Below are 15,555 nucleotides of genomic sequence, written 5' to 3'. Positions count from 1 at the left end.
AGTTGCCAGGTATGAACAAAGCAACCCTGGCGCTGACTGCAGCCGCCCTTCTGGCGCTCTTTGCAGCCTGCTCCAAAGATCCCAACGCCCCCGTTTCCGCAGAGGAAGCTGCTGCCGAAATGAAGGGCTATTCCCAGAAAGTTTGCGACAAGATGAGCGCGTGTATGCGTGAGCAGCTTGCCAGTCTGCCAGCTGCACAGCGTGAGATGGCGGAACGCATGATGCCAGGCGGCGATGCCTGTCAGGCGCGCTTCGAAGCCTCAGTGGCCCAGTCGCGTCAGCCGGCCGCCGGAAGCGACGAACCGGCTCGGCCGCTGACACGCGCCGAACTGGAAAAGGCCAAGGCCTGTATGGACGCCATGCTTGGCGCCGCCTGCAGCGACATGATGGGCGGTCATATGCCCGAAGCCTGCGCCGAAATGGGCATGATGCACCATTGACCCAGGCGGACGACCCGCGGGCCTGGCGCTAAGCCTGGCTCGCAGGTCGCCCCTTTCCACCGTCCGCTGCCCCTTTTCCCTCCCGCGCCGCTACGCCACCCTTTCCCGGCGACCCGCATCCCGACCACCCCCCGCGCCGCCGCTGAGGCCCGTCCCATGGTCAATCGCTGTTATTTCAAAAAGTACCTTTACAAGTCATATTAACTATACACTGCCAAACTAAGACAAATTGTAAAATTGCGCTTGGCGCCGGAAGCGCTGTCGCTTAGCATCGGGGCCATTCATCTGTGGAGGCCCTCATGACCGTACAAGTTGCCGAACGGATTGCCCAACATACCGCCTATGGACCGCGCATAGTCAGCAATCACTACACTCGTACATACTATCAAAGCGACTCATTTGTGGCCAACATACGACGGGAATTGCCGCGGGAAATCGATGCCGATTTCTTCGAAACCCATTTGAGCGATCGGATTGGCGCCGACGAGCTTATCGTTCTCCAACGCCTGTATGCGCAAGGCGCCGGCCGCAACGGCCCCGCCTATCTGCTGCGCGGTCTTCCGCTACAGCTGAACGCCGCCGAGGCCAATGGCATGCTGGCAAAGCTGCAATCAAACCCGGAAACGCAGGAGCTGTTGCGTTCGATCTACTCTCTGCAATCGCCAGCCGACCATTACTGGCTGTCCGACTCGCTGAATGAGGAGCAAGAGCTGCAAATCCTGCGCGCACTGAAACTTTTTGAACTCTACAGCAGCGCCGCGGAGCGAGCGCTCGTATCGGAGATCCTGTGTCGATCCGGGGCCCGCTTTCCTGTGGACCGCTTCTATGCCAGTCTCTTTATCCCCGAGGATCATGGCTTCTTTGCTCCGCCCAATCTCAAACACATCTCCGGCATGCACATAACCGAGGCGGCAAGGCAGTTTGGAATCGCCTGCCACCACGTCTTCGGCAATGTACCTGTCGAAGGCGTAACCTTCCTTCTGGATTCGCTCAGCAGTCAGTTTCTACAATACGCTCGCATCAATCTTCCAATTAAGCTGATTGCCGAACCTGCCACCCTGAAGGTCGACAAGGATGGAATGTGGCGAGCCATACTGATGCATTTCAGCGCCTACCAGGACGGCCAGGAAATCAGTCGCGTCCAGGCCTCCAGCACCATACTGCCTCTGAAACTGTATCGTCGGCTGAAATCGCAGCAATCGGAGGACTCGGATCGCAGCATGCGCTTTGCCTTGCCCCCCAACTTACAGCGGAAGATTTGCATCCACTACCAGGACAATGAGCAAGAACACGAATGGCAATCGGCGCTGCTCGACTTTTCTCAGGGCGGCTTCTCGGCGCGAGGGGCCGCAAAAGATCAGCCGCCGGCGGGCGATGCTCAACCGCTCGATTTTATTATGCAATTCGAGAACATCGGCTTCGTCCACGGCCGCTGCCGGTGCGCCTGGAGCTCTGAGGATGGCAGCGCCTCCGATCAGCGCCGCGCTGGCTTTGAAATTCTGGAGATCAGTCAGAATAGCAGCGAGAATCTGGCTGAAGCCATTCGCCGCTACGGCCGGCTGATTGAGCGCCGTCAGATTGTGTAGGGGGACGGGTGATTCGCTACGTCTTTCTGCACCTCGACGGCGTGGTCCTGGAAAACATTCTGGCGCCTATCACCCTGGCTGTAGCGGAAAAGCTGGGCGTATCCTACAGCGCCGAGGTTGAGGCCAACGTATTTGCAAGGCCCCAGCGTCATGCCGCCAGATTCCTGGTCGAACGCTACGGGCTTGCCCATACGGAGGAGGACATTGTCAATCTCTATCACCAGGAGCGCCGCGCCTTTGAAAGCAGTCGGCGCATTCGTCGCAATGCGGGACTGGAGCCCATGCTGCATTTACTGCGCGGCTGCGGTTACCGCGTGGTCTGTTACGGCGGCGCCGACCGCTCTTACTTCGACGCCAACACGCGCGGATTGGAAGCTTACTTTGACGGGCCTGGCTATATTCAAACGCGCGATATCCGGCCGGGCGTTCGCCAGATCATTTACGATATCTTTCGACTTGATCCGCGCGAGACGCTGTTTATGGATGAAGAAGCAGAGATTGCTCGCGCCGCGCGGGCGGCGCGGGCGCCCTTCATTGCCATGAACATCGCCCATCCCTTCAGTTTCCAGCGCCAGGCCATGACCGAGCTTGGCGTGCGTTACCAGATTGATGCGCTGGCCGAGGTGACTCTGGACCTCCTGCAACGCATCGAAAATGACGCCGACCGCGATCGGATCTGGGAATGAGCGAAGCCTCGCAATCGAAAGACGCCTTTGCCGATCAGGTCATTTTGGTCACGGGGGCCACAAGCGGCATGGGCCTTTGCGTTGCCCGGCGCTTTGCCGCCCTGGGCGCCCTGGTAATTATCAGCGGACGCGATGAAACTCGCGGCCGGGAAGCGCTGGCCGCCCTCGGCGCCAATCGCACGCACCGTTTCATCCGCTGCGATGTGAGCGACGCGGATTCCGTGCGTAATTTGCACGAGGACATTGCCGGATGCGAAGGGCGCCTCGACGTAGCCTTCAACAATGCCGGCGCAACTGCCAGCAAGCATCTGAGCGTCGCCGAAATGAGTATCGACGAGTGGCAGCGTATCATTGCCATCAATCTCAACGGAGTCTTCTATTGCCTGAAGGCGCAAATTGGATTGATGGCGCGCGGCAAGGGCGGCGCCATCATCAACAATAGCTCGGTCGCCGGCCTGATCGCTCTGCCCGCTCAGGCGGCCTACTGCGCCTCCAAGAGCGCCGTACTGGCGCTGACAAAGGCAGCGGCCATCGAGGCGGCCCCAGCGCAGATTCGCATCAATGCCATCGCGCCCGGACCGGTACTCGGCGGAATGAACAGTCCCGAACGTCTGCAGGCCAATCCAGAGCGTACGCAGAAAAAGTTGGATCTTACAGCAATGAAAAGATTTGCGGCGCCGGAAGAAATAGCTGACACTGTAGTCTGGCTGGCCTCTCCTGCTGCGTCTTATGTAACAGGCGCCGTGATTCCCGTGGATGGAGGGTTCAGCGCCGGCAAGTGGTAGTTGGCCATGGCGCATGTTCCCGTAGACAGTCCGCAGCGAACTATCCTGGCACAGCGCAATGGCCTGCAACTGCTGCGCGTCGAAACGGACGGCGGCAGTGAGCTGGTCCGCGAATGCATCCCCGGCCCGCGGCAGAGTGAAACAGAAAAGCGACTGCGCGAGGAATACGAATTTCTGCAGAAACTGTACGCTCAGCTTCAGCTCACGCCGCCGCGACTGGTGCAGGGCGCGCGCGGCCTCAGCCTGATCCTGGAAGACCGCGGAGGAACGCCGCTGCCGCCGCCAGGGCCCGGGGACAACAGCCTGGCGCTAGATATTGTCACCGGCGCGGCGCATGCCCTTGCCCGGCTGCACAGCTGTGGCGCCGTGCTCTCGGCAATGCGACCGGCGGCGATGCTCTACAACGTGGTCAACGGCAGCATTCAGTTCTTTGATTTCAGCGCCGCTACCTTTCTCGAGCGTCGAAGCCCCTCGCCGCTGCTGGACCTCTCCCGAAGCGACGAGCTGGCCTACATGTCGCCCGAGGAATCGGGCCGAATGAGTCGCTCCGTCGACTATCGCAGCGATCTCTATTCGCTGGGGGCCATCTTCTATCACTATCTGTGCGGCGACGCCCCCTTCTCGGTCCAGGACCCCCTCGGTTTGATCCATGCTCACATTGCTCGCACGCCGGCAACTCCGGCTGAGCGAGTGGGCGCGGCGCCGGCGCTTTCAGCCATCGCCATGCGACTCCTGGAAAAGAATCCGGAAGATCGCTACCAGAGCGCCGATGGACTGCTCTTTGATCTTCTGCTCTGTCAGCAGGAGCTGGAGAACAGGGGTGAAGAGGGCCTTTATCATCTGCAGCTTGCAGTTGGCGAGCGCGACCGCAGCAGCCGCTTCTCAATGCCCGAAAGGCTCTACGGCCGCAGCCTGCAGGTAGCGCAGATTGTACAGTCCTTCGAGCGTACGCGAGCCGGCCGCACGGAAACGATATTCGTATCGGGGCGTTCGGGAATTGGCAAATCGGTCCTGATTCAAGAAGCGCAGGCGCCGATCATTGCAGCGCGCGGATTGTTTGGCGATGGAAAGTACGATAGCTACAAGCGCGACGTCCCCTATCGCGGACTGGTGCGCGCCTTCCAGTCTCTGGTTCGGCAAATTCTAACCGGCAGCGCCGATTACGTAGACTACTGGCGGCAGCGCCTGCTGGAGGCCCTGGGCGACGGCGGCCGCGCCATCATTGACGTCATTCCGGAGCTCTCGGCGCTCATTGGACCGCAGCCCGAATTGGCGGCGCTGTCCGCTCAGGAGACGCAAAACCGCTTTCACATTCTCTTCCAGCGCTTCATCGCCGCTTTTGGCAGCCGGTCCTATCCCAGCGTAATCTTTCTGGATGATATGCAATGGGCCGATGCTGCCAGCCTTCGACTGCTGGAGTCCGCGCTGGGGAATCGCGAAATCCGTCACCTGCTGTTCATACTTGCCTATCGCGACAACGAGGTCGATGACAGCCACCCGCTGAGCAAGCTGCTCGAATCGCTGCGCAGTAGCGATGCGCCGCTGCTGGAGATTTCTCTGCCGCCGATGACGGAGGCCGACGTTGCGCAGCTGGTTCAAGACACGCTTCGGCTGCCAGAGTCGCGGGCCCTCGGGCTGGCGACGCTTATCTACAATCGAACCAAGGGCAATCCCTTCTTTGTGGGCGAGGTCTTTCGCAGCCTCTATCAAAAGCGGCTGCTCCGCTACGAAGGCGCCGGATGGGTCTGGAACGCAGAAGAGGTCGAGCAGGCGCACATCTCCGCCAATGTTGCGGAGTTCATGATCGAGCGGATTCGTCTGCAAAGCGAAGTCGATCAACAGGTATTGAAAGTTGCTGCTTGCGTGGGCGCATGGTTTCGTCGCGACGTATTTCTGCAAATTGAAACGAACGATCCGGAGCAATCATCCGAATCGCTTGTCCGCCTGGCCAACGAGGGATTCCTGCGCCTTGGCAAAAACGACGCGAACTTTGCTCACGACAAGATTCGCGAAGCAACCTATGCTCTGATCGACTCCAATGAACGCATGCGGCTGCATTTACTGATCGCCCGAAGCTACCTGGCGATGCTCGATCAGTTTCGACTTGAAGATCACATCTTTACAGTCGTCACCCAGTTGAATCAGGCGCTGCCGCTGCTGCGCGATGCGGATGAGCGCGAACAGGGATTGCGCCTGAACCATACGGCGGCTGATCGGGCGCTGGCGGCAACGGCCTATGACGCTGCCCTGGGCTACTACAAGGTTGCTATCGACCTTTTACCCGAGGATGCCTGGCTGCAGCGCTACACGGAATCGCTTGGGCTCTTTTCCGGCAAAGCGGCGGCGGAATACCTGAGCAAAGACTACGAGGCGGCGGAGTCCACCTTCGATGTGATCCTTCGCCATGCCAGGGACGCCGTCGATAAGGCGCCGATTTTTGAACTGCGCGCTTCGATGTACGTAAGTCAGAATCGAATGACCGAAGCGCTGCAGCAACTGCGCGAATCACTGCGCGAACTGGAGGCGCCGCTGCCGCGCCGGGCCGGCCGCTGGAATCTGATCCTGGAACTGCTCCGCTATTGGCGGCGACGGGGCCGTCGACCGATCACAAGCCTCTCCGCAATTGGCGAGATGAGAGAGGTCCGGGCGCGGGCTGCTATTCGTATTCTCAACGCCAGTCTGGCAGCTGCCTACATTGGCGAACCCGCGCTCTTCCCGCTGCTGGTCCTGAAAATGGTTAACCTTTCGTTGCGCTATGGCGCTGCGCCATTGACCGCTTTTTCCTACGCCACCTTTGGCGTATTGCAGTGCGCCGCACTGGGGAACTACCGGGCGGGCGAACGACTCGGAAAGCTGGCCATTCAAACCCTCGAGCGATTCGGCGATCGCGCCCGGGCCATCGAATGCCGCGTTCTCTTCATCCACGCCACAATGATCGCCCATTGGCGCACGGCGGCGCGCGAACAGGAGCCAATCTTTCGCCGCTCCATTGAAAGCGGGCTGGCCAATGGCGACCTGCAGTACACTTCCTACGCGCTCAATAATATGCATTTCCAGATGTCCTTGATGCGTCGCAATCTGGAAGAGACTCTGCAGAGCTTTCGCCGACACGATGATCTGTTCCAGAGTCTCAAGCAGTACAACGCCTACCAGTTGTATCAGTTGAACAAGCAGTTCATCCAGAATCTGCGCGGACAGGCCAGCGATTTGCTGCTGCTGCAGGGTGACTACTTTGATGAGCGAAGCGCATTGCCCGAATGGCTGGCATCAAGCAATGCCAATGCCCTTTTCGATTACTATCTCTGCAAAGCGCGACTGGAGTACTTCTTTGGAGACCTGACGCAGGCCGACCGTTATCTGCGTCTGGCGCTGCCGCTCAGCGGCGCGATGCTGGGAATGATGTTCATTCCGGAACTCTGCTTTTTTCAGGCGCTGATTGCGGCCCGGCAAGCGGCGAAACACCGCGGCTGGAAGCGGGCGACTCTTCGTCGCGAACTGGCGCGCTGCGTGCGGCAGCTGCAAAGCTGGGCGGCCAATTGCCCGGAAAACTACGGGCACAAAGCGGCCATTGCTCATGCCCTGCTGCTCCAATTACAACGCCGCACCCGCCGAGCCCGTAGCAAGCTCTACGCAGCGCAACGACTGGCGCGAAACAATCGCTTCTGGCTGGAGGAAGCAATCGCCCACCAACTGCTTGCTGAGCTTTGCGCCGCGCAGGAGGAAAAGGCATATGCCGTCATGCATTTGCAACTGGCGGAGGGCGCCTTCCGCACCTGGGGCAGCCGACCGCTGGCCGTCCAGGCGGCGGCGACCCTGGCCCGTTTTATTGGAGAAAACCCGGAAAGCGCCGGTCTCTCGGCAACCGATGACGCATTGACCGACGCCGGCAGCGCCATGGACCTGGAGGCTGTCGTTCGCGCCTCGCAGGCAATCTCCAGCGAAATTCAGAGTGATCGCCTGCTGGATCGCTTGCTGCAAATTCTGTTTGAGATAGCCGGCGCCGATCGCGGCGCCCTGACGCTACATGACGGCGAACGCTGGCGCGTCGCCGCATCATCCAACCGCAATGATGGCGCGCTGATCTTTGCCAATGCGCCGCTGGAAGAAACGGAGGAGCTGGCCGTCAGCATCGTTCGCTATGTTTTGCGAACAGAAGAGGTAGTGCTGCTGGCCGACGCCACGCGCGAAGGACTCTTTGTTCAGGACCCCTACATTCTTTCCCGACAGCCGCGCTCGGTTCTTTGCTATCCCGTTCTGCGTCACGGCAAGCTGGTTGCCGCCGTCTACCTGGAGAATACGCTCAGCGCTGGCGCATTCAATCGCGGTCAGATGGAATTGCTCAATGTCCTGACATCGCAGATCGCCATCAGCCTGGATAACGCCCGTCTCTATACCAGTCTTGAGTCGCAGGTGGAGGACCGGACCGCCGAGCTGCGCAAAGCGCTGAATGAAGTTCGCGAGCTGAAAGAACAGCAGGACATGGACTACTTCTTGAACATGTTGCTCATTGAGCCGCTCAGTCGCAGCCGCGCATCCAGCGCCAATACCTCCGTAGATTCAATGGTTCGCCAGAAGAAGCGCTTCATGTTTCGCCACCGTCAGTGGGAGCTGGGCGGCGATATCAATATCACCGAGAACATGGATCTGGGCGGTCGACCCTACATTGTATTTCTGAATGGCGATGCAATGGGCAAATCAATCCAGGGCGCCGGCGGCGTGCTGGTGCTGGGTACGGTTTTCAAATCCATGGTGCAGCATACGCTCTCGGCGGAGCAGGACCGCGATATTTCGCCCGAAAACTGGCTGCAGCGCTGCTACTTCGCGCTGCACAAGGCCTTCGAAAGCTTCGAAGGCAGTATGCTGATGTCTGCAGTCTTTGGACTGCTCGATGACTATACCGGCTCATTGTACACGATCAATGCCATGCACCCGGAAATTGCGCTGTATCGCGATGGCCGGGCGCGCTACCTGTTCGCCAGTCAGCGCTTGCGCAAGCTGGGTCATGACCGTCCGGCAGCGTTTCCCTGTATTGATGTGACGCCGCTGCGCTGCGGCGATGCGGTATTCCTGGGCTCCGATGGGCGCGATGAATTTTCCTCCGGCGGCGATGACAAGGGCGACGAGGGTCGCAGCTTTTTGCGTTGCATTGAAGAACAGGACGGCAGCCTGCGCGGCGTCTTTGGATCGCTCTTGCAAAACGGCGATCCCTCCGACGATCTTTCCATTCTGCGCCTGGGCTGGCGTGAAAACATGCTCGATGATTTGAACCAGGAGGTAATGAAACAAACCATTGCCGAACTGGAAAGCGCTATCGAAGCCGACGACTACGAACGGACGGCGGAAATAGGCAGCGTCCTTCTGGCGGCGCATCCGCACCTCACTCGCTACCTTTTTCCGCTTTCTGTCGCCCTTGGAAAACTGGAGCAATTCTACGATGCCGTCAAAGAAGGCGAGAGGCTGCTGCTGCGCGAGCCGGAGCACATTCCCAATCTGCTGCATTTGATTGAAATGAGCGCACGCGCCGGGCGAATCGCGCGAGCCCGCGCACTGATGGCCGACGCGCGCAATACCTATCCAGGCGATGCACAACTGCTGGCCCTGGAGCGCCGCCTGTGGGGCGGTTGAGCGCCAGACTGCGCCGGCCGGTTACTGACGCAGCCGCCAGCCGCTGCGGAAGACATACCAGACAAAGCCCAAACACAGGGAGAGGAAGAGCAGGATCATTGCTGTGCTCAGCGGAACGTCGACATCTGCCGATCCAAAAAAGCTCCAGCGAAAGCAGCTGACCAGGTATACCACCGGATTGAAAAGCGAGACAGTCTGCCAGAGCGGCGGCAGCATCTGTATGGAATAAAAGCTGCCGCCCAGAAAGGTCAGCGGCGTTACCACCAGCAAGGGGATGATCTGCAGCTTCTCAAATCCGTCGGCCCAGATGCCAATGATAAATCCGAACAGGCTAAAGGTCGTTGCTGTCAGCAGCAAGTAGAATAGCATCCAGCCTGGATGCGCTACTTGATAGTCCACAAAGAATCTGGCGGCCGCGAGCATCAGCGCGCCCAGGATCAAAGATTTGGTGGCCGCAGCACCCACGTACCCGCAGAGCACCTCGACAAAGGAAATCGGCGCTGAAAGCGTTTCGTAGATCGTGCCAGTGAATTTGGGCATATAGATGCCAAAGGAGGCATTGGAGATGCTCTCGTTCAAAATGGAAAGCATGACCAGGCCGGGAACGATGAAGGCCCCGTAGCTTACGCCATTGATCGCCGTCATTCGCGAGCCGATCGCCGCTCCAAAAACAATGAAGTAGAGCGAGGTGGAAAGCACCGGCGAGAGGATGCTCTGCATAAGGGTGCGGCCGGTGCGCGCCATTTCAAAGCGATAAATAGCCCGGATGGCATACAGATTCACAGCTTGCCTCCTACCAGGCTCACAAAGATCTCTTCCAGAGAACTCTCGCGGGTCTGCATATCCTTGAAGTCGACCTGCTGCGCCTGTAAACGCGATAGCAACTCGCTGATGCCGCTCTCGACGCGCGCAGCATCATAGCTGAAGACCAGCAACTCGCCGTTGCCTTCCAGCTGCAGCGGCAAATCGGAAAGCGTTTCTGGGATTGATCGCAGCGGGTGACGCAAATGCAAGATCAACTGACGCTTGCCCAATTTGCGCATCAAGGCGTCCTTTTCTTCAACTACAATCAGGCGACCGTTCTGAATCACGCCAACGCGATCGGCCATTTCCTCAGCTTCTTCAATGTAGTGCGTGGTCAGTATGATGGTGACGCCCTGATCGCGCAGTCGGCGCACGATGGACCACATTTCACGGCGCAATTCAACGTCGACGCCCGCCGTCGGCTCATCAAGAAAAAGGATGCGCGGCTCATGGGACAGCGCCTTGGCAATCATCACGCGTCGCTTCATCCCTCCGGAAAGAGTCATGATGCGCGCCGAACGTTTATCCCAGAGCGCCAGATCGCGCAGCAGCTGTTCCAGGAAAGCCGCATCGGGCGGCTTGCCAAAAAGACCGCGGCTGAATTGCACTGTTGCCCACACGCTCTCAAAGGCATCCGTCGCCAGCTCCTGCGGCGCCAGGCCAATGATCGATCGTGCGGCGCGCGAATCACGCACCACGTCGTGTCCATCAGCCAGGATGGTCCCAGAGCTGATCTGCACAATTCCGCAAATGGCGCTGATCAGCGTGGTCTTGCCAGCCCCATTTGGTCCCAGCAAAGCAAAGATTTCGCCGCGGCGGATATCGAGGCGGATGTCCTGCAGCGCCTGCAGCCCGCCGCTGTAGATCTTGTTCAATCCGCGTATGGAGAGGATCGTCTCAGGGCGCGAATTCAAAGCGGCAGCCATCGGACCAACCTGGCGCAACGGAGCGCTCAGTCGAGCATATCAGGTTCGATAAAGGACCAGCGCACTGCCGGAAAGGCCGCCTTGAGTTCGCGCTCCAGTCGATTGATGGCGTCTATCGCCTCGGCCAGGGACAGGTCGGATGCGAGCTTTAGCTTGGCCGCAAGCATCACATCCGGACCAAACTGCACAGTAAGCACCTTAAGGACGCGTTCGATAGCCGGGTCGCGGGCAATATGATCTTCGAGCATGGCGCGCATCTCAGGATCTGCCGATCGGCCAATCAAGAGCCCCTTGATGTGTCGCGCCAGATAGATCGCCACGGCCAGCAATACAATGCCAATGGCAATAGAACCGGCGGCGTCCCAGCGCGAATCGCCGCTGAGCATCGTAGCAAGTACAAAGGCAAAAGCCAGATTGAGTCCAAGCAGCGCCGCAATGTCTTCGCCCAGAACAACCACCAACTCAGCGTTGCGCGATTGCGAAAGCCAGGACCAGAAGGAGCGCTGGCCGCGCAACTTGCGCGCTTCGCGCAAGGCGCCATAGCAGCTGACCGACTCCAGCACGATAGATACGCCGAGTACGATTAAAGCGACCCATGGGTTTTCGACCGCCTCCGAACTCTGCCACTTGTGCAGGCCCTCGTAGATGGAAAAAAGCCCGCCAACGCTAAACAGCAACAGGGCGACAATGAAACTCCAGAAATAGACGACTTTGCCGTAGCCAAGCGGATGCTCTTCGTCCGGCGGCAGTCGCGATCGGCGCAGGCCAAGCAAAAGCAACAACTGGTTGGCGCAGTCAGCAGTACTGTGGATGCACTCGGCCAGCATGCTGCCGGAGCCAGTATAGAACGCCGCGGCGCCCTTGGCCAGAGCGATGCCCAGATTGGCAAAGAGCGCAAAAAAGATCGCGCGCAACGAAGAATCGTGTCCGGACAAGTAAGACTCCTATCGCAGACTTCCTGGCCCGCGGCGGCGACGAGCAGGCTGGCGGCCGGATTGAGCTTCAAGAATTTTTCGCAGGCGATTGCGCTGGAACGCGCCAGGCCTTGCTGCCAGTCAGCACGGCGAAAAGCGCTTTACAGTCGCCGGGCGAAAAGCCCTCTCACTCTGATGTCATCTTCCAAACAACGCGCCAGCTTTGGCGCGCGCCTGCGCTACGCGATCGACAACTTCATGGCCCGCGGCGGTCTCTCCGTCTTTCTGGCCTTGATCAGCCTGTTCGCCATTGCTTACGCGGCGATGGCCCTGTTGCGACTGCTGGGCGGCCTGATCTGGCCGGACGAAAACCTGCAGGCGCTCAATGATCAGCTGTGGCGCACCTTTTTACAAATATCGGACGCCGGAGCGGTGGCCGAAGACGGCGACGCCAACGCGCTGAACAAATTCTGGGGCATTGCCACTGTCAGCCTGGGGCTGGTCCTCTTTTCCAGCCTGGTTGCCTTCATTACGCAGCAATTTGAGGCGCGGCTCCAGGAATTGCGCAAGGGCAAGAGCGCAGTGCTGGAGAGCGGGCACACGTTGATTCTGGGCTTTCGCGATCGATCGGTGGAGGTGATACGCGAGTTGATCATCGCCAATGAATCGGAGCGCGACGCGGCAATTGGCGTTCTGGCCGAAGCGGACAAAGAGACAATGGACGATTACTTTGCGGAGCACATCGAGGACCGCAAATCGACGCGCATCATTACGCGCAGCGGCTCTACCACCAGCATCGATTCGTTGCGCAAGATGGCGGTAGGCGAAGCGCGCGGCGTAGTCGTCTTGAATGAAGCCGGTTCATCCGCCGCGCGCGATGCGCGCGCCAATGGCGATGCGCGCGTCCTCAAGGCAATTCTGGCTATCCTGGCCGCCTGCGACAATGTGGCGCCGCCCATCGCCGCCGAACTGCATCTGGACCGCAATCGCAAGCTGGCAGAGGCTCTGGCGCCCGGTCGAATCGTGGCAATCCACGAAGATCTGATTCTGGCGCGGCTGCTGGTGCAAACCTCGCGCACCTCCGGTCTGGCAGTCGTTTATCAGAATCTGGTCGGCTTTGAAGGCTGTGAGTTTTACTTTTATCGCCACGCGGGCGGCTGGGGCGGCCGCAGCTTTGACCTTCTGCAATTGGCCTTTCCCGCTTGTGCGCTGCTTGGCTTTCGCGACGTGCAAGGCAAGATTCATCTGAATCCGCCGGCCAGCTACAAGCCAGTTGATGGCGAAGAGGCGATTGTTCTGGCCGAGGATGATTCAACCATTCGCTGTCTGGACGCTGGCCCGGCGCTGGCCCCCGCTCTCTTGCCGCAGGGACGCCGCGAATTGAAGCCGGAAAAGCAATTGCTGGTTGGCTGGAATTCCAAGACGCCGCTAATCATCGGGGAATATGCCGATTACGCCAGCCCCGGATCGGAAATCCATGTCGTTGTCGCCCAGCCGACGCAAACGATCAAGTCCGCCGTTGATGCGCTGCGCGAATCGCGCAGCAACCTGAGCATCAAACTGATTCAAGCCGACGTCCACTCTCCCGATATTCTGGCGCGTCTGCAGCCAGAAAGCTATGACAATGCCCTGCTGCTGGCCGGCGACGGCGAAAGCGCCGAGGAAGTAGACGCTGACTCCATTGCCATTCTGTTGCAGTTCCGCCAGCACTTCCGACAGACGACAGCGCAAAACGGTCGCGAGCCGGACACCAAACTGATCACCGAGGTGATGGACTCCGAAAATATTGAGTTGGTTCTGCAAACAGGCGTACGCGACTTTCTGATCTCCAATCAGTTTGTTTCTCGAATCGTCGCCCAGGTATCACAGGAGCCGGACGTGATGGCGATCTATGACGATCTATTCAGCGCCGACGGCGCCGAGGTCTATCTCAAACCCGCCTCGCTCTTTTTCGGCAATCTGCCGGCGCGCCTGAGTTATGCGCAGTGCATCGTTCAAGCGCGAGCGCGCAACGAGACGCTGATCGGCATCCGACTGGGCGGCGCGGAGCAATCGCCGGAAAACAATTTTGGCGTGCGCTTGATTCCGCCGCAGGATGAGACCTTCGATCTGGGCCCCGATGACATGCTGATTACGCTTGCCGAAGACGAGCAATAGCGGGACGGCCGGACGGGCGCGAAGTTCGCTTTTTTCGGACCGTAATTTGTCGCAACCACAGGCAACGCAGATTCGTCTGACTGCATAGAGATTCAATCCGCGATGCTGGCTGCATCGCCAGGGAGCGAAACACTATGCATATTCGAAGCTTTCTGCAGCATGCTCGCTGGGCCCGCCGCCTGCAAAGGTCGGCGTTGATCCTTTCGCTGGCAATCTGGAGCGCTGGCATTGTCTGCATGGCGGCGCTGGCCAACTGGCAGCGCCCGGCCCTGCTGGCCGCGTTGCTGCTGGCATCGCTGGCCACGCCCTTTGTACTGGCGGCAGTCATTGAGGGCGCACTGCTGCCGCTGGTGGACCGTCGTTTCGGACTGCGCCGATCGCTGCAGGGACATCTCAGCCGCCGTTCTCCGGAGGCCCCGCTACAACGTTGAGCGGCGCGACAAAGTGGGGACTACTGCTGTTGCTGTTGTGACTGCTGCTGAGGGGCCTGCTGATCCGCTAGCGCCTGCTGCCGCGATTCAAAGGCCGCCGCGATTCCTGGATCGTAAACGCGCACCAGTGCGCCGTAGCTTTCGGTCAGAATGATGCGGTAGACCAGATAGACAGGGACCGCAAAGACAATGCCAATCGCGCCAAAGGCCGCGGCGCCGGTCAAGAGCAGCAACATTGCAGCCAGCGGATTGACCTGGACTTTGCGCGCTACCATCACCGGCACCAGCACCAGATTGTCGACGGCATGTGCAAAGCCGCTGGTAGCTAACGCGATCAGGGCGGCGGTCGGATCGCGCAAGGCCAGCGAGATCATCACTGGCGGAATGGCGCCAATGATCGGCCCGAAAACCGGGGCCATATTGGCAAGGCCGGCAAGCACTCCAAGAATCAGCCAGCCCTTGACGCCTCCAATGTAGAAGCCCAGACAGGAAATGGCGCCCACCACCGTTGCCTCGGCAACCGCGACGGTAAGATAGTCATTGAGTTGCGCCCCGGTGCGCAACCAGGCCTGCTCGAAGCTGGAGCGAAACTCTTCCGGCAAGCGTAGTGCCATGCGCTGGCGAAGGTCCTGACCGCTGCGAAAGTACTGGAATAGCATTGGCGGTATGATCAACAGGCAGGTGAACAGCACGGTTGGAATCTGCGCAAATTTTGCCTGCAGCAGCGCCCCCAGATAGTCGCCGGTCGACTGAAAGATCTCCTGAAAGTAGGCGCTGGTGCGCACCTCGCGCGGCAAGAAAGGCCGGAGTCCCTGATCGTAAAAAGTCTGCCAGCTCAGCGAACCGGGCCGCAGTCGATCGAGCGCCTGATTCAGGTCCTCCAGAGAAACAAGCAGTAAATAGACGGCGGAAATGATCCAGAGTGCGGCAATGACAATCGTATGCGCCTGACGACGCCGTTCAGAGAGTCGATAGGGATCCAGTTTGCTGGAAAGGTCGCCGCGCAACTTGCGCACCAGCGTAATCAGGGCAAGACCCAGCGCCAGGCTGAGCAATATGGTGTAGAAATAGAAGCCCAGCGCAAAAAAGAAAGTGAGTGCAGCGCCGATCAGGGCCATGCCAAACCAGACGCGTTTTTCCAGCGAAACGGGCATACTTTGTTCTTCCATAGCGATCTCACCTGGCAGAGACTGATGGGCCA

At 59.3% G+C, this 15,555-nt stretch carries 11 protein-coding genes; 7 read left to right on the top strand and 4 right to left on the bottom strand.

Annotation, left to right across the window (positions count from 1 at the left end; all coding sequences use genetic code 11):
• Positions 1–11: 11 nt before the first annotated feature.
• The 5 genes from K1X75_06265 (at position 12) to K1X75_06245 (ending at position 9,122) form a co-directional block, all read left to right on the top strand.
• Positions 12–440, top strand: coding sequence for a hypothetical protein (locus K1X75_06265; GenBank protein MBX7057652.1), 429 nt, complete (start codon positions 12–14; stop codon positions 438–440).
• 299 nt (positions 441–739) lie between these two features.
• A complete protein-coding gene (locus K1X75_06260) occupies positions 740–2,026 on the top strand; it encodes a hypothetical protein (GenBank protein ID MBX7057651.1) in 1,287 nt (428 codons plus the stop codon).
• 8 nt (positions 2,027–2,034) lie between these two features.
• A complete protein-coding gene (locus K1X75_06255) occupies positions 2,035–2,712 on the top strand; it encodes a hypothetical protein (GenBank protein MBX7057650.1) in 678 nt (225 codons plus the stop codon).
• On the top strand, positions 2,709–3,497 hold the full coding sequence (locus K1X75_06250) for an SDR family oxidoreductase (protein ID MBX7057649.1): 789 nt from the start codon (positions 2,709–2,711) through the stop codon (positions 3,495–3,497). Before K1X75_06255 ends, K1X75_06250 begins: the two co-directional genes overlap by 4 nt.
• Positions 3,498–3,503: 6 nt before the next feature.
• The gene (locus K1X75_06245) at positions 3,504–9,122 is read left to right on the top strand and encodes an AAA family ATPase (protein ID MBX7057648.1); all 5,619 of its coding nucleotides are present in this window, start codon (positions 3,504–3,506) and stop codon (positions 9,120–9,122) included.
• Between the two features lie 21 nt (positions 9,123–9,143).
• Here K1X75_06245 and K1X75_06240 read toward each other — a convergent pair whose 3' ends face one another.
• Genes K1X75_06240 through K1X75_06230 form a run of 3 tightly spaced genes read right to left on the bottom strand, consistent with a single transcriptional unit; the run spans position 9,144 to position 11,787 of the window.
• Positions 9,144–9,905, bottom strand: a complete 762-nt coding sequence (locus K1X75_06240; protein ID MBX7057647.1) for an ABC transporter permease — start codon at positions 9,903–9,905, stop codon at positions 9,144–9,146.
• Positions 9,902–10,852: an ABC transporter ATP-binding protein gene (locus tag K1X75_06235; GenBank protein MBX7057646.1), complete on the bottom strand. Its 951-nt coding sequence runs from the start codon at positions 10,850–10,852 to the stop codon at positions 9,902–9,904. The genes K1X75_06240 and K1X75_06235 overlap by 4 nt, the downstream gene beginning before the upstream one ends.
• 26 nt (positions 10,853–10,878) lie before the next feature.
• Positions 10,879–11,787 (bottom strand): cation diffusion facilitator family transporter, encoded by a 909-nt coding sequence (locus K1X75_06230; protein MBX7057645.1) that lies wholly within the window; start codon positions 11,785–11,787, stop codon positions 10,879–10,881.
• Between the two features lie 174 nt (positions 11,788–11,961).
• On the opposite strand from K1X75_06230, the gene K1X75_06225 reads away from it, so the two are divergent.
• Both K1X75_06225 and K1X75_06220 read left to right on the top strand, forming a co-directional pair.
• Complete coding sequence (locus K1X75_06225; GenBank protein MBX7057644.1) at positions 11,962–13,923, top strand: hypothetical protein; 1,962 nt, start codon at positions 11,962–11,964, stop codon at positions 13,921–13,923.
• Positions 13,924–14,057: 134 nt separating this feature from the next.
• The gene (locus tag K1X75_06220) at positions 14,058–14,354 is read left to right on the top strand and encodes a hypothetical protein (GenBank protein ID MBX7057643.1); all 297 of its coding nucleotides are present in this window, start codon (positions 14,058–14,060) and stop codon (positions 14,352–14,354) included.
• A gap of 20 nt (positions 14,355–14,374) precedes the next feature.
• Here the strand turns inward: K1X75_06220 and K1X75_06215 are convergent, their stop codons facing one another.
• On the bottom strand, positions 14,375–15,523 hold the full coding sequence (locus K1X75_06215; GenBank protein ID MBX7057642.1) for an AI-2E family transporter: 1,149 nt from the start codon (positions 15,521–15,523) through the stop codon (positions 14,375–14,377).
• Positions 15,524–15,555 lie beyond the last annotated feature (32 nt).

Source organism: Leptospirales bacterium (assembly GCA_019694655.1).
Classification (GTDB): Bacteria; Spirochaetota; Leptospiria; order Leptospirales; family Leptonemataceae; genus SSF53.
The sequence above is the reverse complement of the archived record's forward strand: the minus strand, read 5'-3'. Positions and strand labels throughout refer to the sequence as shown.